We start from the raw sequence: 23,753 nt of genomic DNA, 5'->3' as shown, positions 1-23,753 counted from the left end.
AGCGGATTACGCCAGACCGACCCGACGCCTTCACCTGCCTTTCAGGGGGGTGCTGTCGATTGACAGGTGTAACTACTTGCTAGAGCTCATCAGCACGTAGTCGTACATGCCGAGGTACGCGTCGGTCACCGTGACGTTGGTCGCGGAGGCCGGACGGTAGAGCAGGTTCTTGCGGTAGAAGAGCGGGACGACCGAGGCGTTCTCCATGACCTGCTGGTCGATGGCGCCCCACGCGGCGTTGCGCTCCGTGGTGTCGACCGTGCCGATGGCCTTGACCAGGGCGGCGTTGATCTTCGGGTCGTTCAGCTCCATCAGGTTCGTGCCACCCGACGGCTTGATCGCCGTACCGTCCACGATCTGGTCGAGGAAGCCGTAGCCGGTCGGCCAGTCGGCACCCCACGCCATCATCATCATGCCGGCGTTGTTCTTGTGCACCCAGGCGGGGACACCAGCGAAGTCCGTGAAGTACTTGTCAGCCGGGAACGTCTTGATGTTCGCGGTGATGTTGATCTTCTTCAGGCTCTGCTGGAGCTGCGTGGCGGCGGTGACCTCGTCGGGACGGTCGGAGCGCGCGGTCAGCGTGGTGGTGAAGCCGTTGGGCTTACCGCAGGCGGCCAGCGCGGCCTTCGCCTTGGCAACGTCGCCCTTGTTGCCGGCCGACGGGTACAGGTCGAACTTCTTGTAACCGGCGACGCTCGGCGGGATCACCGTGGTCGCGGGGTCACCCTTGACCGAGCCACCGATGGAGTCGACCATGCCGGCCTTGTCGGTGACGTACTGGACGGCCTTGCGGCAGTCGATGTTGTCGAACGGCTTCACGTTGACGTTCAGCGCCAGGTACTGCAGCGCGCCCGCGTACGGGTTGTCCGTCTTCGCCTTCTCCGCCGGCTTCACCAGGACCTTGGGCTGCGTCTTCGACTGCAGACCGGTACCGGCGATGTCAGCGGTGATCGAGTCGTTCAGCAGGTGATCGTCGACCGTGGTCGCGTTCACGTTGAGCTTCAGGACGATCTTGTCCGGCAGAGCCTTGCGGATCGGGTCCGTCTTCGGGTCCCACTCCGGGTTGCGGACGAGCGTCGCGCCGCTGCTCTCGCTGTAGTTCGTGACCTTGTACGGGCCCGAAGAAACGATGTGCTGGACGTACGAGGCGCCGGTGTCCTTCTTCTGCGGCACCGGGGCCGTCTGCGAGAACGCCGCCAGGTAGTCCATGTCGGCGAACGGCTTGTTCAGGTGGAAGACGATCGTCGAGTCGTCCGGGGTCTCGATGGACTTGAGACCGTCGGGGCTCTTGTCCTTGTACGGACCCTTGTACTTGTCGCCGCCCTCAAGGTAGGCCTTGAAGTACGTCGGACCGTTGGACAGGGCCTCGGGCGCGAAGTTGCTGCGCTCGATGGCGTACTTGACGTCCTTGGACGTGATGACCGTGCCGTCGTCGAACTTCACGCCCTTGCGGAGCGTGTACGTCCAGGTCTTCGCGTCCGGGCTCGCCTTGCCGAGACCTGTCGCCAGGTCGGGGACTATCTTCAGGCTGTCCTTGCCCGGGGCCGGGTTGAAGGTGACCAGCGAACGCCCGTACAGACGGGAGAAGTTCTGGACCCAGCCGTAGTACGTGTTGCCGGGGTCGAGGGAGTCGGGACCACTGGAGTGCTCGTAGGTGACCGTCCCCCCCTTCTTGTCCGACTTGTTGACGATGCTGGTCAGACCGGCGTCGGTCTTGGCGGTGCCGCCGCCACCGCTGCCGCTGTTGTTGTCGCCGGAGTCACTGCTGCTGCACGCAGAAGCGCCCAGCGCGAGCGCTACCGCCGCGGCGATAGCCGCCGCCGTCTTTCTGCTGTTCATCCTGAGGAAAGCCCCCTCGGTTGTCCGGTGCGGCATGGCCGCGATTACTTGCCACGGGGGTCGAGTGCGTCACGCAGCCCGTCCCCCAGCAGATTGAAGGCCAGCACGGTGATGAAGATCGCCAGCCCGGGAATGACCATGAACATCGGATCGACCTGGTAGAGGTCCACCGCCTGGGTGAGCATGCCGCCCCATGAAGCCTGCGGCGGTTCGATGCCGACGCTGAGGAAGCTCAGCGAGGCCTCGAAGAGGATGTTCGTGGGAATCAGCAGCGTCGAGTACACGAGGATCGGCGCGACAAGGTTCGGCAGCAGTTCCCGGAACAGGATGAAGGGTCCGCGGGCGCCCAGCGATCTGGACGCCTCGACGAACTCGCGCTCACGCAGCGAGAGCGTCTGGGCGCGGACGATACGGCCGATGTACGGCCAGTTGAAGAAGCCGATCACGAAGATCAGCACCGCGATCCGCAGCGTCAGGCCGCTCAGTCCGAAGGCGCTGCCCTGGAGCGAGGCCGAGATGGAGATCGCGAAGAGCAGCAGGGGGAAAGCCAGGAAGGTGTCCATCAGCCTGCTGATGGCGCTGTCGACCCAACCGCCGTAGAAGCCGGCCACCACACCCATCACGACGCCGATGACGACGGACAGCAGGGTGGATCCCGCGGCGACCACCAGCGAGACCCAGGAGCCCTCGATGATCCGGGCCAGGATGTCCCGGCCGGTCTGCGGCTCGACGCCGAGCGGGTGGTCCCAGCTGATGCCGCCGAAACTGCCCTTGGGCGCCAGCAGGGTGGGATCGACCAGGCTCTGGTTGAAGGAGTTCGGGTCGAGACCGAACACCGACTGGATCGGCTTGGACAGCACGGCGACGAGGATCAGCAGGATCACGATGACGCCGCCGGTCAGGGCGACCTTGTCCCGTTTGAAGCGCGTCCAGGCGATCCGGCCGAGCGAACGGCCCTCGATCTGCTTCCCGGCGCCCTCCAGGACCGCTTCCGGCTGCACTGTCGCCGCCGACCCGGTGGTCTCGATAGGTGCCGTCATTGCGCTGGAGACCCCTCTCGGCCGACGGTGGCCGGCCCATGACCGCCGCTGTAGCGGCTCTTACACATCACTGGTAGGCGTGGTCCGCCGGTGGATCGGAAGCTGCTGCTGTGAGCGCCTCGGACACAGGGCCGGACCACGTGCTGCACGGAGTCTTCTGCCACTTTGCGATCACCCGCCAGCCCTGACGGGGAATGGTGACTCAACCGTGATGCGCTGAGAGGGTTTCCGTTATCCGAACACGGGCATCGCCTCAGCGGACCAACTCGGTCACTATTCCCCCATATTGGACATGGGGCCGATAGGCCTCAAGCCAGGTCAAAGTGGGGGTGTTCGCGAACTCCGGAAAATAGTATGACTGCTCAGTAGGGGCGCGGCGCGGGCGGGGGGTACCCGTATCCGGTGGCCGGTGCTCCGGCGTGCGCGTCCCGGTCGTAGAAGGGCCGGGAGTTGGCGCGCAGCCACATCGTGACCGGGTCGTACTCGTCCGACATCGCGACCGTCGAGACCGGCAGCCCGTCCGGGACGGCGGCGACGGACTGCTGCATCATCGTCCGGACGGCGCCGACCGACGCCGGGCTCGTGTCGTAGAGATCGAGCCCGATGGTCAGGTACGGGGAGCCGAGCGCCGGCTGCACCCAGGCGCGGCGCAGCGAGCGGACCGCGGGCGTGCGGTGCGCGTTCTGCGTGAGCAGCGCGTAGAACTGCGGCAGTTCGACGGCGGGCTCGGAGAGCCGCAGCGGTCCCGCCGGCATCCGGTCGAGCCCGGTGGCGATCCGGCGCAGATCCAGCCAGGGGATCCCGACACCGCCGCCGGGGGCGTGCGGGTTGAGCCAGATCCCCCAGCGGTCGGGGTAGAGGGCGCGGGCGATGTCACGGCCCGTGACCACTTCGTGCGCCCGGGTCCAGCCGCTGACGGAGAGCTCCTGGGCGGAGGTGACGCAGGGCGCGTAGCCGAGGCCGTCCACTTCCATGTTCCCGTACTGGGCGTCGGGGGAGCCCGCCTGGCCGTGCCAGAGCAGCATCCACACCTGGCCCGTCGTGCCGTCGGCGAGAGCCTGGAGCAGCGCCTCGTACGCGTCGTACCGTCCGGGCGTCACCTGGCGCAGCATCTGCTCCACCTGCCCGGCCGCCGCGGTGCCTGACGCGCTCACTCCTGGTCCCGCCCCTCGTCGATCCGGCCCTGCTCCCCCGCCATCAAACCAGCTTAGGGGGCGGTACTGACACAGACTTGACGGCGGGTGTGTGCTGCGCATAAGCGGCGCGCCGGGGCCCGCAGGATGCGTACATGTACCCGTCGCCCCGTCAGTTCCCCGCGGGTGCGGGGGAATCAGTGCGGATGGATCCGTTGGTAGAAGGGCCGCACCCGCTCCAGCATCCAGTCGGCGACCGGATCGCCCTGCGCCACGTCGAGCAGGATCAGACTGACCTGCCAGCCGACCTGGACCCGGCCGAGCGCCCGGCCGAGCGCGTCCATGGGCACCTCGCGGTCCACGGCCTCCCACGAGGAGAGCTGTACGCCGACGAAGAGCTGCGGCGCGCCTCCCTCGACGCTGGCGAGGGTGCGGCGGGCGGACAGGACGAGCCCGGACGCCTCGAACTCCCCGGCGGCGGCGGCGAGGAAGTCGACGGGCTCCTCCTGCCAGTCCGGCTCGAAGAGCTTGACCCGGCCGCCGCCGGCCGGTCCGTCGAGCGGGGTGCGCCCGGACTTGCACAGCTCGGCGACGGCGGCCGGCGGCAGCGGAGCGCCGACCGTGCCGCCGGGGTTGACGGCGAGCCCGAGCTGCGGGGGCAGCCCGCGGGCGAACTCGACGGCGGGCGCGACGGTGAACGGCATATGGGCGCCGGCGCAGCTGAGGAACTGCTGCTCCGAGCTGAACACCGGCACGTAGGCGGCGCCTTCCAGTTCGACGGTCGGCAGGTCGAGGCCGGGGCTGTCGGGTCCGCCGCCGTTCGGCAGCGGCACCCAGAGCGCGCTGCGTCCGAGCACTTCGACCAGCCGGCCGCCGGCCGCCGGATTGCCGAGCGATGCGGCAAGCACCTCTTCCAGCTCGTTGGCCGGCCACGCTGTGTTCACTGCTTCTCCTCGCCCCTGTCCCGCCCCTGTTTTCGGCGCTGCCGCAGCACCCTAACTCCGTGACTGCCCTGGTGGGACGGGGGCGGTGAACGCGATGCTGCCGAGCGCGCCCGCCGCGGCCCTGTCCAGCAGCACCGCCGTGGCGCAGCCGGGCGGCAGCTTGCCCGCCTCGGCGCCCGTCAGCAGCCCGCGCACCGCGCGGCGGTGCCGGGCGAAGGCGTAGCCGGAGACTCCACGGCCGCGCTCGCGCTGCCCCTCCCGGGCCACCTCGGGCGGTACGTCCAGCAGGACGAGATGCAGGCGCCGGCCGCGCCTGCGGGCCTCGCGGGCCAGCCAGCGCCGTACCCAGGTCTGGGTGCCGCAGTCGTGCACGACGACGCTCTCGCCCGAGCGCAGCGCGCGGCGCAGCCCCGCGTAGTGGGCGATCCTGACCAGCGGGCGGTAGAGCGCGTACGGCAGCGGTCCCGGCAGCCGGCGCGCCCAGCGGTCCCTGGCGTCCTGGGAGTCGATGGCGCCGCTCGCCGCCGTACGCCGGATCAGGGTCGACTTGCCGCTGCCGGGCAGCCCGGACACCACGATCACGTCCCCCGGGGCGAAGACCAGGCCGCCCGGCACCCGGCCGCCCCTGGCGCGTAAATCCCGGACGGGCCCCGCGGGCACCGGGGGCGTCACGGCCCCGGCGGGCGCCGGCACCACCGGGACGCGTGCCCGCGCGGGCACGTACTCGTCCGTCACCTCTGAGCGCTGCACCGTCATCGCCGTCCCCCTGTCATGGTCATCCCTCGGCCCACGACGACTCTTGCTTCTACTTGCCCAAGAAGTGTAAAGAAAAGGTAATGTCCCACAACCCTCTCCCGGGGTGTGCCGGACCGGGATGCGTGCGATGATGTCCGCGCCAACTGCATACCGGCCGTTTGAATCCGCGCGGGAGAGTCCCGGCCACCACATGCGCCGGGCGCCGAAGGAGCAAGTTCCTCCCTTGAATCTCTCAGGCCCCGTACCGCGCGGATGAGGCAGATCTGAAAAGCGGGCCGCAGCTCTGCGGTCCCACCCACGGTGCAAACCACGGCTGTGCGCACGTATGTAGTACGTGCGGTCGTGGTGAACCTCTCAGGTTCCGATGACAGATGGGGAGGAACGTCCTCGCCTGTCATCAGCCATGCCCTGGGAGCCATCGATGAGCCCTTCCCCCCGCCGCACCGCCCTCGACGCCACGCACCGCGCGCTGGGCGCCACCATGACCGACTTCGCCGGCTGGGACATGCCGCTGCGGTACGGCAGCGAGCGCGACGAGCACACCGCGGTCCGTACGAAGGCCGGCCTCTTCGACCTCTCCCACATGGGTGAGATCACCGTCTCGGGCCCGGCGGCGGGTCAGCTCCTCGACTACGCGCTGGTCGGCAACATCGGCGCCGTGGCCGTGGGCCGCGCCCGCTACACGATGATCTGCCAGGAGGACGGCGGCATCCTGGACGACCTGATCGTCTACCGCCTCGCCGACGAGACGTATCTGGTCGTCGCGAACGCGTCCAACGCGCAGACCGTCCTCGACGCGCTGACCGGGCGCGCCGCCGGGTTCGACGCCGAGGTGCGCGACGACCGCGACGCGTACGCGCTGCTCGCGATCCAGGGCCCGGAGTCCTCCGGCATCCTCAAGCAGCTGACCGACGCCGACCTCGACGGGCTGAAGTACTACGCGGGGCTGCCCGGCACCGTGGCCGGGGTGCGGGCGCTGATCGCCCGTACCGGCTACACCGGCGAGGACGGCTTCGAGCTGTTCCTGGCCCCCGCCGACGCCGAGCGGGTGTGGCAGGCGCTGACCGAGGCGGGCGCGGGCGCCGGTCTCGTACCGTGCGGCCTCTCCTGCCGCGACACGCTCCGGCTCGAAGCGGGCATGCCGCTCTACGGCAACGAGCTGACCGCGAGCCTCACCCCGTTCGACGCGGGTCTCGGCAGGGTGGTCAAGTTCGAGAAGACCTCCAACGGCGGAGATTTCGTCGGCCGGATGGCGCTCGCGACCGCCGTCGAGCTGACCGCCGTCGCGCCGCCGCGCAAACTGGTCGGGCTGATCGCCGAGGGCCGCAGGGTGCCGCGCGCCGGCTACCACGTCGTCGTGGGCGGCGCGGTCGTGGGCGAGGTCACGTCCGGCGCGCCCTCCCCGACGCTGGGCAGGCCGATCGCCATGGCGTACGTCGACGCGGCCCACGCCGAGCCCGGCGCCAAGGGCGTCGGGGTCGACATCCGCGGCTCGCACGAGCCGTACGAGGTCGTGGCGCTGCCGTTCTACAAGCGTCAGAAGTGATAGCGAGAGCGTCAGAGCTGATACCGGCGTCTCAGTCCGCAAGACGACTGTTCCCCACCACTCCCCCGCGTACAGGAGAATTCAGACCATGAGCAACCCCCAGCAGCTGCGCTACAGCAAGGAGCACGAGTGGCTGACGACCGTCGAGGACGGCGTGTCGACAGTCGGTATCACCGAGTTCGCGGCCAACGCGCTCGGCGATGTCGTGTACGTCCAGCTCCCTGAGGTCGGTGACACGGTGACCGCGGGCGAGACCTGCGGCGAGCTGGAGTCGACCAAGTCGGTCAGCGATCTCTACGCGCCGGTGACCGGCGAGGTCACCGAGACGAACCAGAGCGTCGTGGACGACCCCTCGCTGGTGAACACCGCTCCCTTCGAGGGCGGCTGGCTGTTCAAGGTGCGCGTCGCCGAAGAGCCGGGCGATCTGCTCAGCGCCGACGAGTACACGGAATTTTCCGGCAACTGACACCCCAGGGACTGTGATGTCTTCGAAGTCGCTCCTCAACACCTCGCTCCACGAGCTCGACCCGGACGTCGCCGCCGCTGTCGACGCCGAGCTGGACCGCCAGCAGTCCACCCTCGAAATGATCGCGTCGGAGAACTTCGCCCCGGTCGCCGTCATGGAGGCCCAGGGCTCGGTCCTGACCAACAAGTACGCCGAGGGCTACCCGGGCCGCCGCTACTACGGCGGCTGTGAGCACGTGGACGTGATCGAGCAGATCGCGATCGACCGCGTCAAGGCGCTGTTCGGCGCCGAGCACGCCAATGTGCAGCCGCACTCGGGCGCGCAGGCCAACGCGGCGGCGATGTTCGCGCTGCTGAAGCCGGGCGACACGATCATGGGTCTGAACCTCGCCCACGGCGGGCACCTGACCCACGGCATGAAGATCAACTTCTCCGGCAAGCTCTACAACGTCGTGCCGTACCACGTGGACGCCACGAGCGGCCAGGTCGACATGGCCGAGGTCGAGCGCCTCGCCAAGGAGTCGCGTCCGCAGCTCATCGTGGCCGGCTGGTCCGCGTACCCGCGCCAGCTGGACTTCGCGGCGTTCCGGCGGATCGCCGACGAGGTCGGCGCGTACCTGATGGTCGACATGGCGCACTTCGCGGGTCTGGTCGCCGCCGGGCTGCACCCCAACCCGGTGCCGCACGCGCACGTCGTCACCACGACCACGCACAAGACCCTCGGCGGCCCGCGCGGCGGCGTGATCCTGTCCACCCAGGAGCTGGCCAAGAAGATCAACTCCGCGGTCTTCCCCGGCCAGCAGGGCGGTCCGCTGGAGCATGTCATCGCGGCGAAGGCCGTCTCCTTCAAGGTCGCGGCATCGGACGAGTTCAAGGAGCGCCAGCAGCGCACCCTGGACGGCGCCCGGATCCTGGCCGAGCGGCTGGTCCAGGACGACGTCACGGAGCACGGCGTCTCCGTGCTGTCCGGCGGCACCGACGTCCATCTGGTCCTCGTCGACCTGCGGAACTCGGAGCTGGACGGCCAGCAGGCGGAAGACCGGCTGCACGAGGTCGGCATCACGGTCAACCGCAACGCGGTCCCGAACGACCCGCGCCCCCCGATGGTCACGTCCGGTCTGCGGATCGGCACCCCGGCGCTCGCCACCCGCGGCTTCACCGCCGAGGACTTCACCGAGGTCGCCGACATCATCGCGGCGGCGCTGAAGCCGGAGTTCGACCGTGCGGCGCTGTCCGCCCGGGTCTCGGCGCTCGCGGCGAAGCACCCGCTGTACCCCTCCCTCTGAACCGCACCGGCCTGTAAGCAGTCACACAGGCGGTCATACCTGTACGGACACGGGGCACCGCGCACACTGGACCGTGCGCGCGGTGCCCCGCACCGTGTGGACCTCGCTACCTCTGCACCACCCCGGCAGACAACGGCGTCTACCAACCAGCAAGGAGTTCCACCGTGGCCATCTCGGTCTTCGACCTGTTCTCGATCGGTATCGGCCCTTCGAGTTCCCATACGGTCGGCCCGATGCGCGCGGCGGGCCTGTTCGCCCGCCGGCTCAAGAACGAGGGCCTCATCGCCCACACCGTCTCCGTACGGGCCGAACTCTTCGGCTCGCTCGGCGCGACCGGCCACGGCCACGGCACCCCCAAGGCGGTCCTGCTCGGCCTGGCGGGCGATTCGCCCCGTACGGTCGACGTGGAGAACGCGGACGCCGAGGCGGAACGTATCCGCACCAGCGGCAGGCTCAATCTGCTCGGCATGCACGACATCGCCTTCGACGCAGACACCGACCTGGTGCTGCACCGCCGCAAGGCGCTCCCGTACCACCCGAACGGTATGACGGTGCACGCCTTCGACGCCGACGGCGGGACGCTGCTGGAGAAGACGTACTACTCGGTGGGCGGCGGCTTCGTCGTGGACGAGGACGCGGCGGCCGAGGACCGCATCAAGCTGGACGACACCGTGCTGAAGCACCCCTTCCGCACCGGTGACGAGCTGCTGCGGCTCTCCCGGGAGACCGGCCTGTCGATCTCGGCCCTGATGCTGGACAACGAGAAGGCCTGGCGCACGGAGGACGAGATCCGGGCGGGGCTGCTGGAGATCTGGCAGGTCATGCAGGCCTGCGTGGCGCGCGGGATGTCCCGCGAGGGGATACTCCCCGGCGGCCTGAAGGTCCGCCGCCGGGCCGCCCACTCCGCCCGCCAGCTACGCGCCGAGGGCGACCGCCAGGCGCACGCCATGGAGTGGCTGACGCTCTACGCGATGGCGGTGAACGAGGAGAACGCGGCCGGCGGGCGGGTCGTCACGGCCCCCACCAACGGCGCGGCGGGCATCATCCCGGCGGTCCTGCACTACTACATGAACTTCGCGGCGGGCGGCGCGACGGACCGCGAGAAGGACGACAACGTGGTCCGCTTCCTCCTCGCCGCCGGCGCCATCGGCATGCTCTTCAAGGAGAACGCCTCCATCTCCGGCGCCGAGGTCGGCTGCCAGGGCGAGGTCGGCTCGGCCTGCTCCATGGCGGCGGGCGCCCTGGCGGAGGTGCTGGGCGGCAGCCCCGAACAGGTCGAGAACGCGGCGGAGATCGGCATGGAACACAACCTGGGCCTGACCTGCGACCCGGTCGGCGGCCTGGTCCAGATCCCGTGCATCGAACGCAACGGCATGGCGGCGGTGAAGGCGGTCACGGCGGCGAAGATGGCCCTGCGCGGCGACGGCAGCCACAAGGTCTCGCTGGACAAGGTCATCAAGACGATGAAGGAGACCGGCGCGGACATGTCGGTCAAATACAAGGAGACAGCCCGCGGCGGCCTGGCGGTCAACATCATCGAGTGCTGACCGGGCCGTACCCGACCTGCGGGTTCCTGCCTTTCAGCTCTGTCGGAGCCTTCCGTGCTTGCACGGCGGAACATCCCCCGGAAGTCCTTCCGACGGAGCTGAAAGCCCCTGGGATCCCGGACTGCAGAAGGGCCTCCACCAGGTGCGGCGGCGCGGTTCCCACCACCCGGAGAAGCGTGGTCCCTACGGTCACACCGCCGGCATCCCGGCAGGAGCGGCCCGCTTTAGGCATCTGCCGGGTGGTTGACCCCCCGCGCGACCTACCCACGGCGAGACCGTGGGGGTCAGACCCGGGGTGCCAGCCCATGCTCGGTAGTGCTGCCCTGCCTGATCAGAACACCTGCGATTGGTTGGGCCTGTGCTGCCTCGGTCGCATCAGCCAAAGGCATCCGGCCACCGGTTGGCCACCGGCGTCGCCAAATGCCTCTCTCATCAGGGTTGTCGTTCTCCGACAAGGGACGATCATGCCGATGCCTGCGAGTCACTGAGCCCGTGGTGCGCCGGTTCGGGATGCGAGATGATCGCGGATCTGTTGGTAAAGGCCGGCAATCTCGTCGGGTATGTCGGGGTGGGCGGCGGCGAAGGCGGCACCGATGCGTGGCTTGCTCGTACGGTGAGTGGCGCGAGTCTGTTCCAGTAGGGTTTCGTCAAGGCGCACCAGGAATGCCTCGAACTCGCCGGACTTGTCTGGATCCCTGCCAAAGGTGTCCGCGACGGTGAAGACGCCGACGCGGTTCCAGTACTCCAGCCATGCCTGGAAGACCTCGTCATCGTCAGGGCGCCTGTCAGAGGGTGCCAGCCCCAGCTTGGCGAGTTGCTTGCTGAGCCCGCTGGTCGGCACAAATGCGGGACCGTCAGCCACGGCCGCCCAAGGGATCTGGAACGCTTCCAAATAGTTGACGTAGCCGCCAAAGTTGTTGTCGCCGCTGACGTCGATCAGGGAGATGTTGGCGCCCTGTGGATCATCTAGTCCAGCTGCACCGTCCTGCCACCAGCGCCCGAGCGCGCCTAGTTCGGTGGAGCCTTCACACAAGATGACCGCGGAGGCGAACAGCAGCGCCCGCACATCGGTCAGCAGCAGGTTCTGCAGCCACTCCCCAAGCCGCCCTTTGTTGTGAGCGGAAAGGGTGGCAACCCGGGTTCCGTCGAGGTGCGGAGTGAGCCGGACGACACGATCCAGATCATTGATGCTGGAGCACATGATCAGGTCCGGGCTGTGCGTGATGACGATGCCGTGGACATCCGCAAGGCGGCGGGCAAGACGCCGCTGCATTGTGGGATGCAGATTCACTGCGGGCTCGTCCAGCACGACGACCTGCCCCGGTTCGCCAGCGAGCAGAGCGGCCAGCAGGAGCGCCTCCTGGATGCCAGCACCTGCGAACTGGGCGATACGGGCCTGGCGGTCTTCCCCGACGAGGATGTCGATGGAGAGAGTGGAGTCGTCGGCTGGCACACTGCGCAGGTGCAGGGAAAGCCCAGTGATGCCGGTGAAGATTTCCCTAGCCTGTTCAAAGCGCTGCTGCTGGTTCCGGTCTCCGTTCTTCAGTCGGAACAGCTCAGCGGCCACGCCACTGCCGTCGCGCAGATCGACCGGCGCTCCCAGGGCTGCTAGCGGAAAGTGTCGTACTAGCGGTAGTCGGCGGTTGTCGGTGAGGACTACCCCGCGGCGTAGCACCTCGGCAAGCACGCTGCGGAATTCGAAGCGGACGTTGGGCTGCTGGTGCTCGTAGCCCAGTGCCCGGGCGAGCATGCCCAGACTTACCGGCTGCCGTGCGTTGCCGTTCGTCAGAGGTTGAACCTGCATGACAAACGAGACCGTCTGATCGAGAGAGTCGAGCATACGGCTGAAGTCGATTGCGGAGGGCTGTGGCTTGCCCGCTCTCTCCGACATCCCCTCGCGCAGGAAGGACCTCAGCACCGCGACACCGCCGGTTCTGTCTGCGTCCGGTACGTGTCCCAGGGGCGGCACCGTGGCGCGGAAGGGATTCACAAGGCCGTCCATCCACGGCAAGATATGACCTCGCTGAAGCCGGTTCCTGCCCGGCCCTTCGAGCAGGAATTGGAAGTCCTCGTTGGAGTGGCGGAAATTCCAGGCAGCCCACCAATGTGCTGGCTGCCGGGCGTTGTAGGCCACGACCAATGTTCCCCTCAGCAGGGAACGCACGGAGTCCGCAGCCACACCCAACTCTGTGAAGAGCGACAGGACGGCCGCCCGCGGGCTTGGATCGCTCGGGGAAATGTCCTCAAGCGCAGCGGAAGCGACGGCCGCTTCGACGAAGCACCGCACCAGGTCTTCCTCCCAGGCCTGGTCGAGCTCGATGTCCAGACTGACGACGTATGCGTCGACCCCGTGTCGACCCGCCTGCTGAAACACCTCCAGCGGGTCTGCGTCTGCGCCACGCCGCCCGCGCTCCAGAACAAGCAGAGGTAGCGCCACAGCGGACGCCAGGTTCGACTTTCCGGCACCATTCGGTCCAGTCACGATGGTCGTCCCCGACCGCAGCGGCAAGGCAAGAGAGGCGAAGGAGAGAAAATCCTCGGCAGCAATCGAGTGAATCTTCATGGAAAGAGAGTCGCGCCCCGCCAGTCGGTCGGTAGTGATCATGTCGGTCTGCAGAGCCTAAATATACTTTCAGGCGAAGCGTTCCCGCACAGGCTCCTGAGCGGCAACTCCTGTCCTGGGCGGGCGTAGTGACGTGCTCCTGTGCCCGACTCGGTGCCCAAGCACCGACTGGGCTGTCGGGCCGAGACAGGCCACTTGCCTGCGACAGCCGTTGGGCATGCGCTGGCAGCGATGAGCAAGCTGTTCTGACCCCAGTAGAACCCCCGAAGCTAGACATGATCATCCCGGCGATGGAAGAACACAGGTCCAATGCTTGCGCCACGGGAATTTCGATGAACTGCGCAGCGAGCGGCGCGCGGTCCGACGCGACCTCTTGGTCTCCGCCTACTACACCTACGCCGAAGTGGATACGTCCCCAGCAACATTTTTCAGCCAGTGCCCCCCATTGCCAGGCTTTACGGTGCCACGGCCAGTACGGTCTATCAGCCCGACCGGGGTCGCGACCGCGGCGGCGACTTGGAGCGCCCGGAAGTGGCGCAAACGCCGTACCCGCTCGCCGCACCGGAACGGTGCGGGTAGCTGGGCGCACAGCCCCACCCGACCCAAGAAATCCCTAGTCGTCCTGGCGCTTACCGGCGATTCCCGCACAGAGGAGCAACCCTCCGCCTGGGCCGTCGCCGGGCCCGGGCGGTCACAGGGCCAAGGGGCGCCAGGACAAAGAGGAGGCAGGTTGCGCCAGCCCTCTGCACCGTGCGGCTTGGGTACGGAGGGCCGGGCTTTGCAGGCTGAGACGATCAGTAGAGCGGAGGCGGGTGGTCGGCCAACCAGTGCTTGATGGGAGTGGTTGCGCACCAGACGGCCCGCGTCGGGCGGCACGAAGGAGTAAGCGTGGAAGCGAACGCGTCACATCAGGATGAGGTCATCGCACGGCCCACGGCACACTACGCTCGAGCCGACATAACGCCTGCACAGTTCGAGCAGTTCGTCGTAGAGCTGCTGCGGTCCATGCACCCTGCCGGAGTCGATCTCCAGGTGGCACTGCACGAGACGGTCCACGGCATGGACGGCGACTACGACATGGACACCACCGTGCGCTACGAGCTCCTGGGCATGGATTTCCTGGTTCTAGTTGAAGCCAAGCACCACACCCATCCGATCAAGCGTGAACTGGTCCAGGTTCTGCATCACAAGCTCACGAGCGTGGGGGCGCATAAGGCGCTGATGGTGTCCACCGCTCCCTACCAGAAAGGCGCTCTGGTCTTTGCGCAAGCCCACGGCATCGCGCTGATGACCGTCACGGAGGGCCGCTACACCTTCGAGACCAAGTCCACCGACACGGCGCCCGTCATGACGCGCCAGGAGGCCCGGGACCGCTTCGGTGTCCCTTCCTTCGTCGCCCATCTGTACACGCCGGGACAAGACGCCGGCTCGACCCGCGTCCAGCTGGTCACCCCCGATGACCCGGCCCCCTTGCACGAGTGGCTGCAGTAACCCGGATGCCGGTCCCGCCGTCGGCGATGGCCAGGACATCGTCGCCCTGACGACCCATTATGGTCGGCCTCGGGCCCCATAAGGCTGTAAGTACACGTGCGGCGGATGTCCGTTGGGATGCGAGGCCGACCGTCCTTCTGCCTTCCCAAGGGCCGTAAGACCCACGAGGTGCCCCTCTCCCCCAACTTCGCCCGAAGGGCGCGCCTTCACTTCCGGCGCTACCCTCCGGCCGCGTGCACCCTCCCGTGGCGGAACCCCGAGGAGCCGACGACCGACCTCGAAGAGCGCCAGCGCAAGCCGATCACGGTGCGGCTCAGCTCCTCGCACGGCCTGCGGATCAACTACAAGACCTGGAACGAACGGAGTCGGAGGCCGGCGCTCGCGCGCGCCGGTGTGCTCCACGAGGTCGGCCGGAGGTGGAGCAGCACGGTGCGCGCACCCGTCGTCATCCCGTCTTCGAACGCTCGCGGCGCGACATGTTCCACGTCCTGCGGCACACCTACGCCAGCGTGCAGTTGGAGGCGGGCGAGTCCATCGTCCGCGTGTCGTCCTGGCTGGCACACTCCTCGCCGAACATCACGCTCGCCCACTACACCCACTTCATGCCCGGCGCGGGCCAGCGGAGTCTGGCCGTGATGGACACCTGGCTGGCGAGCGACCAGCAGCGGAAAGTCCCTGCGAAGTCCCTGGTGCCGTCGTGGCCCGGCCCGAAGTCACTGAAACCGCAGGCCACAGCCATCACATGGGGTGCCGCCGACGTGAAGGTCAAGTACAAGGAAACAGCCCGCAGCGACCTGGCGGTCAACATCATCGAGTGCTGAGCAGCGGCTCGACAGCGGCAGCAATGCGGGGCCGATGATGGCCGGCGTGCTCAGCCACGCGAGCGCGAGGAGTGCCAGACGCCGAACAGGCCGACGCCGGCACCGGTCACGGCGGTAAACGCGGTGGGACCGGCGACCTTGAACACCACTGTGGCCAGGGTGATCAGCACCAGCAGAGCCACCAGGTCCAGAAGGCGCTCTCGAAGCGGCCGTGGTTCCCGGTCTCCGCTGGCTGCGACGCGAGGAGTGTTCTCGTTGTTGTCCATGCCCCCATTTCAGGGCTGGCGTGCCCTGCGGTGTGAGGCTGCCGGACAACCTCGATCAATGCCGTACAGACACGGCTGTTCGGGCAAACGCCGAGTGTGCGGAACTGTTCGGCGAACGCGGCTACGAGGCCCCGACCGAACGTCTACGGTGTCCCCACGCGCCGCAAGGGAGACACCGATGGAAGACCAGAAACCCTCCCCACCACCGCAACCACCAGAGGATTACGACGAAGAATTCGCTGCATTCATCGAGAGGTTGAGGGTTCTGCACGCCTCGTGCGACGCGCCTTCCTATCGGACGATCGAAGCAGCCGGCGGCACCGGCGTCCCGCTCAGCCCCAGTTCGATCAGCGACCTCATGAACGCCAAGCGCTTACCGAAGCTGGACTTCCTGATCCACTTCGTGCGAGTCCTGTACGACCTCCACCGCCCGGACAGTCCGCCGATGAGCCGCGAGGATCCGCGCGTGCGGAGTTGGGAGCAGGACTGGCGGAGGCTCAAGCACCTGCAGGGGAGTCACCAGCGTACGCAGCGCAAGGCGAGTCAGGACGTTCCCCGCACCGCGCCTGCAGTCGGCTGCGCGCTGCCGCCCGGCAACGCCACCATTCCGGAGCTCGAGGCGGCCAGGGAGAAACTGCGGGACTCCCGGGCCGATATCACCGAGCGCCAGAAGCAAGCGAGCAAGGACCTCATGCTTGCTTTCGAGTCACAGGTCAGGATCGACGCCGAGCTCAGGCAACTGCGGGAAACGACCCGCCGGCACAAGCAGGCGCTGCAAGAAAAGATCATGTCTCTTGAGGCCGAGCGGGCCCAGTTGGGCCACCATATCGCCCAACTGCGCTACGAGTTGCAAGAGCTACAGGGAGTGAAACTGGACATCACCGAGGAGGAGAGCGAACTCAATGACAGACGCGCCGAACTGTACTTCGCCTGGGCTCGTTCACAGGAAGCCAAGTCCGACGCGGCCAGTAGGCAGTTGACCAATCACATCGAGCAACTCACCTCCCGGCTCGCGGACCGCGATCAGAAGCTCGCAGCCGCGGACCAGCTCATCGTCGGGCTGCGGGCCGCCGAGCACCCGTCCGACTCTGCCTACGGTCACTGAGCGCCGGTGCGGACGGTGACGCACCGAGGGGCAGTGCCGTTGTCGGCGCAGCCCCTCGGTGGTCGGGCGGTGTCGTGGTCAGGTGGTGGTGCGGCGCCTGCGGTGCAGCAGGGTGCCGCCGCCGATCGCGGCCAGCAGGGCCGCTCCGATCGCCGTCGGGATCAGTGCCGGCGCGGAGGAGCTGGACGACGCGAGGCCCGCGGTGTCCAGGTTTCCGCCGGCCGGGCCGGCGATCTTCCGCTTCACCGGCTTCGCCGGGTGCTTCGGGATCGACGTGATCTTCGAGACCGCGCCGTTCTTGCTCAGCAGCACCTCGACGTTGTTCGGGCGGTGGAAGTCGAACGCGTTGAGCAGCGTGCCGCCCCGGGTGTCGAAGGATCCGTCACCCACCCGTCCGGTCTTCCAGTTGGACTCGATGAACGACGTGACCGACGTCTGCTCGGTGAGCGTGTGGTCGACGTGGTTGGTCTTCGAGTACGGCGAGATCACCAGCAGCGGCTGGCGGGGGCCGGGGCCGCAGCGGTCCTGGTACCCGGACCGCGCCTCGGGTCCTGTCCGGCAGGCCTTGCTGTCGGTGGGCAGTCCGTTGGAGCCCTTGGTGGTGTCCTTCGACCCGTTGAGCACCGGCGGCGCCGCGTGGTCGTACCAGCCGTCCGAGTCGTCGTACGCGACGATGACCGCGGTCGACTTCCACTCCGGGGATTTCTGGATGGCGTTGATCTCCGAGACCAGGAAGTGCTGCTCGTCGATCGGGTCCGAGTTGCCCGGGTGGGCGTCCTGGTAGGCGGGCGCCTTGAGGAAGCTGACGGCCGGCAGCTGCTGCGCGGCGAGCGCCGCGTCGAAGTCCGTCAGGTCGTAGTTGTGGTTGGCCCGGCCGTCGTGGCCGATCTCGTCCACGTTCGCCGGCGCCAGGTGGTGCGGGTTCGAGGTCGACTTGTAGTACTCGAACGGCGAGTGGTGCGGGCTGTAGTCGACGACCGAAGCCCCGCCGAGGTTGGCGTGGGCGGTCGCGCACTTGGCGTACGTGCCCTTCGTGCCGTCCCAGGCCGTGCTCGGCCGGAAGCCGCCCTGGAACCAGCCCCAGGTCACGTTCTTCGCGTTGAGCAGGTCGCCCACGTTCTTGCCCGTGAGCGCGGCGAGCGGCGTGGTCGCCGTGTGGTTGCTGTCCGAGCAGTCGTCGTACGCCGGGTCGGGGTCGGCGACGACCGTGCCCACGCCCTTCTTGTCCGGCGAGACCATGACCGACGAGCTGGGCGTCGCCGTCTGCTTCGGGTGCTCCGTGCCCGAAGCGGGGTCCATGGAGATCACGCCGTGCGTCTGACCCGAGATCAGGTTGAGCGCGCCGGGCGTCGAGGGGCCGTAGGTGGAGCTGTGCGAGTTGTCGTTGAGCGTGTAGTGCTGGGCGTAGTTCCACAGCCCAGTGACGGTGTTCCCGTCGTAGTAGTCCATGACCAGACCCGGCTCGCCGAACAGCCCGCCGGAACACGTGTCGGTCTCCGTGTTCTGCACGAACTTGTCGGACTTGCCGTTGTCGTAGGCGAGCTGCTCGGGGCTGTAGTTGTGGTTCTGCGAGCAGGTCAGCGCCTGCGCCGGGGTCAGCCGCTTCGGCGCGTACTGGTTGGGGTTCTTCGTCAGCAGCTTCGCATTCGCCAGGTTGTTCACCTTGGGCGTCCTCGACGAGGCGGCGAACGGCGTCCCGTCGGTGTTCGCCGCCTTCGGGTACGTCGCGAAGTAGTGGTCGAAGGACTCGTTCTCGTCGAAGAGGACCACCACGTGCTTGATCGGTGTGGCCGTCTTCGCGCTGTTGTCCTTGGGCTTGTGCTGACCGGCGTTGTGCTGTCCGGCGTCGGCGAAGGCGGGGGCGGCCCCGGTGCCGAACGCGACGAGAGCCACCGCCGCGGTGAGCGCCGCGGCCCGTACCGCTCGCCGGCGGTCCTGCCGTGTCAGGGCGTCTGCACTGTGCATCTGTCACCTGTCCATGCTGCGGATTTCTGACAGCCGTATGGTCGGTCGGCCGCACACCCCGCAGCGTGGTCAGGGCATGGCCCCGCGATGAATGGTTGGTCAGGGAATCTAAATGGTTGTGGCATGGCAGCACCAAGTCGCCGCACCGGCCGGCCGCGCGGCGGGCGCGGGCCGCCGACAGGCCGGATTCGGCCGCTCTCATTAGCATGGCCGGGAGTTGAGCGAATTCACCGCGGCCCCAGAAGGTAGGAGCGATGAAACAGAACGGCCAGCACAACGGCCAGTCGAAGTCCACTCCGGGCAGTCAGCCCTGGCTCCATCAGCAAAGTGGTGTCATTCAGGAATTCGGCACCGTCAAGCAATTCCCCGTCGGGCTCTCCTACGACGCGCGGATGTATTCCTGTCAGCGCCTCGCCCAGGTGCTGGCCGACACGCAGATGCTGTACAGCCTTTACAAGAAGCACCACTGGCTCATGCGGGGCGCGACTTTCTACCAGCTCCATCTGCTGCTCGACAAGCACGCGAGCGAGCAGCTCGAACTGGTCGACACCATCGCCGAGCGCATGCAGACGCTGGGCGGTGTCTCGGTCGGCGACCCGCGGCACGCGGCGGAGATCACGTCGGTGCCGCGACCGCCGGACGGTGTCGAGGAGGTGCCGGCCATGCTCTCGCGGCTGCTGGAGGCCCACGAGATCATCCTCACCGACGCGCACGACGCGGCGGCGCGCACCCAGGACCTCGGTGACGACGGCACCAACGACCTGCTGGTCTCGCAGGTCATCAGGACCGGCGAGCTGCAGTGCTGGTTCCTGGCCGAGCACCTGGTCGACACGCCTCTCGTCCGCGTCTGAGCGACGTCCCGAGGGACGACGGTGGCCGGGCGGCGTCAGTACTGCTCGGCCACCCAGGCGTACCAGCGGTCCATGCCCTCGCCGGTGGTCGCGGACACCGTCAGCACGCGTACGTCGGGGTTGACCGACCGGGCGTACGCGACGCAGCGGTCGACGTCGAAGTCGACGTACGGCAGCAGGTCGATCTTGTTGATGATGACGAGATCGGCCGCGGCGAACATGTACGGGTACTTCAGCGGCTTGTCCGTGCCCTCGGTGACCGAGATGATCACGACCTTGCTGCGTTCGCCGAGGTCGAAGAGGGCCGGGCAGACCAGGTTGCCGACGTTCTCGACCAGGATCAGCGAGTCCCGCCCGGGCGACAGCGCGTCGAGCGCCCCGCGCATCATCCCGGCGTCCAGATGGCAGCCGGCGCCGGTGTTGACCTGGACCACCGCGCAGCCGGCCCGCTTGATGCGGTCGGCGTCGAGCATCGTCTCCTGGTCGCCCTCCACGACCGCGACCGGCCGGCTGCCCGCGAGCTCGGCCACGGTCCGCTCCAGCAGCGTGGTCTTGCCCGCGCCCGGCGAACTCATCATGTTGACGGCCACGCTGCCCCGCTCCGCCAGCCAGGCCCTGTTGCGCCCCGCCAGGTCGTCGTTCTTCGCGAGGACCCGCTGCTCCAGGGTGACGGTCCCGGGTCCGTGTGGATGGGGGTGGTCGTGGGTGTGGGGATGCTCGTGCGCGACGGCGATCCGGGTACCGACCCCGCCGCCGGATTCGTCGCAACCACAGGTACCGCACATACGTCAGCCCACTTTCATCGAGATGATCTGCAGTTCACGCCCTGACGTGATAGTCACGTCGGCACTGCCGCACGGGCACAGCAGCACCAGATCGGTCAGGGTGAAATCCGTCGCGCACGCCCGGCAACGACCGGTGCCGGGCGGCTGGTCGATCTCCAGCTCCGCCCCCTCGGCGACCGTGCCTTCGGTGATGAGGTCGAAGCAGAAACGCATGGAATCCGCGACGACAGCGGTGAGCGTGCCCACCCGCACCCTGACCGTGTGGACCGGCCGTCCGGCGGCGCGTTCACATACCGCGTCCACCACGCTTTGCGTGATTGCCAATTCATGCACCGGATCACCCGTTCGGTCTATTTCTTGGTGCCGTGATTCCGTGTTGACAGGGCACTTGGGCGGAGTCTAGATGGTAGCAATGTGAGTGACACCACACGTGTGGGCCGATGCCCCCCGGAAGGCGGCAGCGCTATGCCGACAGAGGCAGCAGTAAAAGCGGAAGATACGCTGATCCATGTTCTGTGGATCAACGCGGGTCTCAGTTGTGACGGCGATTCCGTGGCGCTGACCGCCGCCACCCAGCCCAGCATCGAGGAAATCGCTCTCGGCGCGTTGCCCGGCCTTCCGCAGGTGGCCGTGCACTGGCCGCTGATTGATTTCGAATGCGGCCCCACCGGTGGCGCGGACGACTTCCTCGAATGGTTCTTCAAGGCGGACAGGGGCGAACTCGAACCGTTCGTCCTGGTCGTCGAGGGATCCATCCCCAACGAGAAACTGCACCAGGAGGGCTACTGGTCCGGGTTCGGCAACGACCCCGCGACCGGGCAGCCGATGACCACCAGCGAGTGGCTGGACCGGCTGGCGCCGAAGGCCACCGCGATCGTCGCCGTCGGTACGTGCGCGACGTACGGCGGCATCCACGCCATGGCGGGCAACCCGACCGGCGCCATGGGCGTGCCGGACTACCTGGGCTGGGACTGGAAGTCCAAGGCCGGCATCCCGATCGTGTGCGTGCCCGGCTGCCCGATCCAGCCGGACAACCTGTCGGAGACGCTGACGTACCTGCTCTACATGGCCACCGACCAGGCCCCGATGATCCCCCTCGACGACGCGCTGCGCCCCACCTGGCTGTTCGGCCAGACCGTGCACGAGGGCTGCGACCGGGCGGGCTACTACGAGCAGGGCGACTTCGCGACGGAGTACGGCTCGCCCAAGTGCATCGTGAAGCTGGGCTGCTGGGGTCCGACCGTCAAGTGCAACGTGCCCAAGCGCGGCTGGATGAACGGTATCGGCGGCTGCCCGAATGTCGGCGGTATCTGTATCGGCTGCACCATGCCCGGTTTCCCGGACAAGTTCATGCCGTTCATGGACGAGCCGCCCGGCGGAAAGCTCTCCACGAACACGGTCGGTCTGTACGGATCGACGATGCGGCGGCTGCGTCACATCACCACGCACACGCTGGACCGCGAACCGAAGTGGCGTAAACCCGGAAAGCAGCTCCTGTCCGGCGCCACCCGCACCTGGTAACTCACCGCAAAGAAAAGAAAGATGAGGGCGGCGCAATGACGGCGACGCGGCAAAAGGGTGGCCCGGGAAGCCAGGGCAAGGACGAACTGGTGGAGATGGCCTGGGACCCCATCACCCGTATCGTCGGCAGCCTCGGCATCTACACGAAGATCGACTTCAAGCAGAAGATCGTCGCCGAGTGCCACAGCACCAGCTCCATCTTCCGCGGCTACTCGGTCTTCATGAAGGGCAAGGACCCGCGCGACGCGCACTTCATCACCAGCCGGATCTGCGGCATCTGCGGTGACAACCACGCCACCTGTTCCTGTTACGCGCAGAACATGGCGTACGGCGTGAAGCCGCCGCACATCGCCGAATGGATCGTCAATCTCGGTGAAGCCGCTGAGTACATGTTCGACCACAACATCTTCCAGGAGAATCTGGTCGGGGTCGACTACTGCGAGAAAATGGTCGCCGAGACCAATCCCGGGGTGCTGGAGCAGGCCAACCGCACGCCGTCGCCGCACGCCGAGGCGCACGGGTACAAGACCATCGGCGACATCATGCGCTCGCTGAACCCGTTCACCGGTGAGTTCTACCGCGAGGCGCTCCAGGTCAGCCGGATGACCCGGGAGATGTTCTGTCTGATGGAGGGCAGGCACGTCCACCCCTCCACGCTGTACCCGGGCGGGGTGGGCACGGTCGCCACCATCCAGCTGATGACCGACTACATCACCCGGCTCCAGCGCTACGTGGAATTCATGAAGAAGGTCGTGCCCATGCACGACGACCTCTTCGACTTCTTCTACGAGGCGCTGCCCGGCTACGAGCAGGTCGGCAACCGGCGCATCCTGCTGGGCTGCTGGGGCTCCTTCCAGGACCCGGAGCACTGCAACTTCGAGTACAAGGACATGACCGACTGGGGTCGGAAGATGTACGTGACCCCCGGTGTCGTCGTGGACGGCAAGCTGGTCACCACCGACCTGGTGAAGATCAACCTCGGTATCCGGATCCTGCTCGGCTCGTCGTACTACAACGACTGGGACGAGCAGGAGACGTTCGTGACGCACGACCCGCTGGGCAACCCGGTGGACCGGCGCCACCCGTGGAACCAGCACACCAACCCGCAGCCGCAGAAGCGGGATCTGGACGACAAGTACAGCTGGGTCATGTCGCCGCGCTGGTTCGACGGCAAGGACTACCTCGCCCTCGACACCGGCGGCGGCCCGCTCGCCCGGCTGTGGACGACGGCGCTGGCCGGGCTCGTCGACATCGGCTACATCCAGGCCACCGGCAACAGCGTGAAGATCAACCTCCCCAAGACCGCGCTCAAGGGCCCGGTCGAGCTGGAGTGGCACGTCCCGAAGTGGAGCAACACCATCGAGCGCAACCGCGCCCGCACCTACTTCCAGGCGTACGCGGCGGCCTGCGCACTGCACTTCGCCGAGAAGGCGCTGGTGGAGATCCGGGCGGGCCGGACCAAGACCTGGGAGAAGTTCGAGGTCCCGGAGGAGGCCGTCGGCTGCGGCTTCACCGAGGCGGTACGGGGCGTCCTCTCGCACCACATGGTGATCAAGGACGGCAAGATCGCCAACTACCACCCGTACCCACCGACTCCGTGGAACGCGAGCCCGCGTGACACCTACGGCACCCCGGGCCCCTACGAGGACGCGGTGCAGGGCCAGCCGATCTTCGAGGAGAACGACCGGGAGAACTTCAAGGGCATCGACATCATGCGCACGGTGCGCAGCTTCGACCCCTGTCTGCCGTGCGGGGTGCACATGTACCTCGGCGAGGGCAAGAAGCTCGAACTGCTGCACAGCCCCACCCAGTCAGCGGGCAGTGAGTGA

General features: G+C 67.6%; 20 protein-coding genes and 1 riboswitch. Of the genes, 10 read left to right on the top strand and 10 right to left on the bottom strand.

Annotated features, from left to right (window positions below; genetic code table 11):
- Nucleotides 1–72: 72 nt before the first annotated feature.
- The 5 genes from OHS57_RS26940 to OHS57_RS26920 all read right to left on the bottom strand — a co-directional run bounded on the left by OHS57_RS26940 (nt 73) and on the right by OHS57_RS26920 (nt 5,712).
- Nucleotides 73–1,839, bottom strand: coding sequence for an ABC transporter substrate-binding protein (locus OHS57_RS26940; RefSeq protein ID WP_041984129.1), 1,767 nt, complete (start codon nt 1,837–1,839; stop codon nt 73–75).
- 44 nt (nt 1,840–1,883) lie between these two features.
- The gene (locus tag OHS57_RS26935; protein ID WP_041984131.1) at nt 1,884–2,879 is read right to left on the bottom strand and encodes an ABC transporter permease; all 996 of its coding nucleotides are present in this window, start codon (nt 2,877–2,879) and stop codon (nt 1,884–1,886) included.
- A gap of 362 nt (nt 2,880–3,241) precedes the next feature.
- Complete coding sequence (locus tag OHS57_RS26930; protein ID WP_041984133.1) at nt 3,242–4,033, bottom strand: enhanced serine sensitivity protein SseB C-terminal domain-containing protein; 792 nt, start codon at nt 4,031–4,033, stop codon at nt 3,242–3,244.
- Between the two features lie 176 nt (nt 4,034–4,209).
- Nucleotides 4,210–4,956, bottom strand: a complete 747-nt coding sequence (locus tag OHS57_RS26925) for an enhanced serine sensitivity protein SseB (protein ID WP_328583604.1) — start codon at nt 4,954–4,956, stop codon at nt 4,210–4,212.
- A gap of 51 nt (nt 4,957–5,007) precedes the next feature.
- Nucleotides 5,008–5,712, bottom strand: a complete 705-nt coding sequence (locus OHS57_RS26920) for an AAA family ATPase (protein WP_328583603.1) — start codon at nt 5,710–5,712, stop codon at nt 5,008–5,010.
- 159 nt (nt 5,713–5,871) lie between these two features.
- A riboswitch (glycine riboswitch) is annotated at nt 5,872–5,969 on the top strand.
- Nucleotides 5,970–6,133: 164 nt separating this feature from the next.
- Here OHS57_RS26920 and gcvT point away from each other — a divergent pair.
- The 4 genes from gcvT (at nt 6,134) to OHS57_RS26900 (ending at nt 10,556) form a co-directional block, all read left to right on the top strand.
- The gene (gene gcvT / locus OHS57_RS26915) at nt 6,134–7,258 is read left to right on the top strand and encodes a glycine cleavage system aminomethyltransferase GcvT (RefSeq protein WP_041984144.1); all 1,125 of its coding nucleotides are present in this window, start codon (nt 6,134–6,136) and stop codon (nt 7,256–7,258) included.
- Between the two features lie 88 nt (nt 7,259–7,346).
- Nucleotides 7,347–7,724 (top strand): glycine cleavage system protein GcvH, encoded by a 378-nt coding sequence (gene gcvH, locus OHS57_RS26910; RefSeq protein ID WP_041984148.1) that lies wholly within the window; start codon nt 7,347–7,349, stop codon nt 7,722–7,724.
- Nucleotides 7,725–7,740: 16 nt separating this feature from the next.
- Nucleotides 7,741–9,009 (top strand): serine hydroxymethyltransferase, encoded by a 1,269-nt coding sequence (gene glyA / locus OHS57_RS26905; protein ID WP_041984151.1) that lies wholly within the window; start codon nt 7,741–7,743, stop codon nt 9,007–9,009.
- Nucleotides 9,010–9,173: 164 nt separating this feature from the next.
- Entirely contained in the window at nt 9,174–10,556 is a 1,383-nt protein-coding gene (locus OHS57_RS26900) for an L-serine ammonia-lyase (protein WP_041984153.1), read from the top strand.
- A gap of 481 nt (nt 10,557–11,037) precedes the next feature.
- Here the strand turns inward: OHS57_RS26900 and OHS57_RS26895 are convergent, their stop codons facing one another.
- Nucleotides 11,038–13,161: an AAA family ATPase gene (locus tag OHS57_RS26895; RefSeq protein ID WP_328583602.1), complete on the bottom strand. Its 2,124-nt coding sequence runs from the start codon at nt 13,159–13,161 to the stop codon at nt 11,038–11,040.
- An 846-nt stretch (nt 13,162–14,007) separates the two neighbouring features.
- Here OHS57_RS26895 and OHS57_RS26890 point away from each other — a divergent pair.
- Both OHS57_RS26890 and OHS57_RS26885 read left to right on the top strand, forming a co-directional pair.
- On the top strand, nt 14,008–14,610 hold the full coding sequence (locus OHS57_RS26890) for a restriction endonuclease (protein WP_328583601.1): 603 nt from the start codon (nt 14,008–14,010) through the stop codon (nt 14,608–14,610).
- A gap of 416 nt (nt 14,611–15,026) precedes the next feature.
- A complete protein-coding gene (locus tag OHS57_RS26885; RefSeq protein ID WP_328583600.1) occupies nt 15,027–15,431 on the top strand; it encodes a hypothetical protein in 405 nt (134 codons plus the stop codon).
- Nucleotides 15,432–15,481: 50 nt separating this feature from the next.
- Here the strand turns inward: OHS57_RS26885 and OHS57_RS26880 are convergent, their stop codons facing one another.
- On the bottom strand, nt 15,482–15,697 hold the full coding sequence (locus OHS57_RS26880; RefSeq protein WP_328583599.1) for a hypothetical protein: 216 nt from the start codon (nt 15,695–15,697) through the stop codon (nt 15,482–15,484).
- 178 nt (nt 15,698–15,875) lie between these two features.
- Here OHS57_RS26880 and OHS57_RS26875 point away from each other — a divergent pair, with 178 nt between their 5' ends.
- Nucleotides 15,876–16,802: a hypothetical protein gene (locus tag OHS57_RS26875; RefSeq protein WP_328583598.1), complete on the top strand. Its 927-nt coding sequence runs from the start codon at nt 15,876–15,878 to the stop codon at nt 16,800–16,802.
- A 78-nt stretch (nt 16,803–16,880) separates the two neighbouring features.
- On the opposite strand, the gene OHS57_RS26870 is transcribed toward OHS57_RS26875, so the two are convergent.
- On the bottom strand, nt 16,881–18,767 hold the full coding sequence (locus OHS57_RS26870; RefSeq protein ID WP_328583597.1) for a phospholipase C: 1,887 nt from the start codon (nt 18,765–18,767) through the stop codon (nt 16,881–16,883).
- A 254-nt stretch (nt 18,768–19,021) separates the two neighbouring features.
- Between OHS57_RS26870 and OHS57_RS26865 the strand changes: the two genes are divergently transcribed.
- The gene (locus tag OHS57_RS26865; protein ID WP_041984159.1) at nt 19,022–19,618 is read left to right on the top strand and encodes a Dps family protein; all 597 of its coding nucleotides are present in this window, start codon (nt 19,022–19,024) and stop codon (nt 19,616–19,618) included.
- Nucleotides 19,619–19,653: 35 nt separating this feature from the next.
- Here the strand turns inward: OHS57_RS26865 and hypB are convergent, their stop codons facing one another.
- The gene (hypB, locus tag OHS57_RS26860; protein ID WP_328583596.1) at nt 19,654–20,403 is read right to left on the bottom strand and encodes a hydrogenase nickel incorporation protein HypB; all 750 of its coding nucleotides are present in this window, start codon (nt 20,401–20,403) and stop codon (nt 19,654–19,656) included.
- 3 nt (nt 20,404–20,406) lie between these two features.
- A complete protein-coding gene (locus OHS57_RS26855; protein ID WP_041984163.1) occupies nt 20,407–20,736 on the bottom strand; it encodes a hydrogenase maturation nickel metallochaperone HypA/HybF in 330 nt (109 codons plus the stop codon).
- Between the two features lie 132 nt (nt 20,737–20,868).
- On the opposite strand from OHS57_RS26855, the gene OHS57_RS26850 reads away from it, so the two are divergent.
- Nucleotides 20,869–21,924 (top strand): hydrogenase expression protein HypE, encoded by a 1,056-nt coding sequence (locus OHS57_RS26850; RefSeq protein WP_041984166.1) that lies wholly within the window; start codon nt 20,869–20,871, stop codon nt 21,922–21,924.
- A 35-nt stretch (nt 21,925–21,959) separates the two neighbouring features.
- Entirely contained in the window at nt 21,960–23,753 is a 1,794-nt protein-coding gene (locus tag OHS57_RS26845; protein WP_041984168.1) for a nickel-dependent hydrogenase large subunit, read from the top strand.

It is taken from the genome of Streptomyces sp. NBC_00370 (assembly GCF_036084755.1).
In the GTDB taxonomy this organism is placed as follows: domain Bacteria; phylum Actinomycetota; class Actinomycetes; order Streptomycetales; family Streptomycetaceae; genus Streptomyces.
This window is presented reverse-complemented; position numbering and strand designations above follow the sequence as displayed.

What these genes read in the sequence shown, in the direction of transcription:
- hypB (WP_328583596.1), bottom strand. Translation starts at nt 20,403, where the DNA reads ATGTGCGGTACCTGTGGTTGCGACGAATCCGGCGGCGGGGTCGGTACC.
- OHS57_RS26880 (WP_328583599.1), bottom strand. Translation starts at nt 15,697, where the DNA reads ATGGACAACAACGAGAACACTCCTCGCGTCGCAGCCAGCGGAGACCGG.
- OHS57_RS26935 (WP_041984131.1), bottom strand. Translation starts at nt 2,879, where the DNA reads ATGACGGCACCTATCGAGACCACCGGGTCGGCGGCGACAGTGCAGCCG.
- OHS57_RS26845 (WP_041984168.1), top strand. Translation starts at nt 21,960, where the DNA reads ATGACGGCGACGCGGCAAAAGGGTGGCCCGGGAAGCCAGGGCAAGGAC.
- OHS57_RS26870 (WP_328583597.1), bottom strand. Translation starts at nt 18,767, where the DNA reads ATGCACAGTGCAGACGCCCTGACACGGCAGGACCGCCGGCGAGCGGTA.
- gcvT (WP_041984144.1), top strand. Translation starts at nt 6,134, where the DNA reads ATGAGCCCTTCCCCCCGCCGCACCGCCCTCGACGCCACGCACCGCGCG.
- OHS57_RS26895 (WP_328583602.1), bottom strand. Translation starts at nt 13,161, where the DNA reads ATGATCACTACCGACCGACTGGCGGGGCGCGACTCTCTTTCCATGAAG.
- OHS57_RS26865 (WP_041984159.1), top strand. Translation starts at nt 19,022, where the DNA reads ATGAAACAGAACGGCCAGCACAACGGCCAGTCGAAGTCCACTCCGGGC.
- OHS57_RS26850 (WP_041984166.1), top strand. Translation starts at nt 20,869, where the DNA reads ATGCCGACAGAGGCAGCAGTAAAAGCGGAAGATACGCTGATCCATGTT.
- gcvH (WP_041984148.1), top strand. Translation starts at nt 7,347, where the DNA reads ATGAGCAACCCCCAGCAGCTGCGCTACAGCAAGGAGCACGAGTGGCTG.
- OHS57_RS26940 (WP_041984129.1), bottom strand. Translation starts at nt 1,839, where the DNA reads ATGAACAGCAGAAAGACGGCGGCGGCTATCGCCGCGGCGGTAGCGCTC.
- OHS57_RS26875 (WP_328583598.1), top strand. Translation starts at nt 15,876, where the DNA reads ATGGAAGACCAGAAACCCTCCCCACCACCGCAACCACCAGAGGATTAC.
- glyA (WP_041984151.1), top strand. Translation starts at nt 7,741, where the DNA reads ATGTCTTCGAAGTCGCTCCTCAACACCTCGCTCCACGAGCTCGACCCG.
- OHS57_RS26920 (WP_328583603.1), bottom strand. Translation starts at nt 5,712, where the DNA reads ATGACGGTGCAGCGCTCAGAGGTGACGGACGAGTACGTGCCCGCGCGG.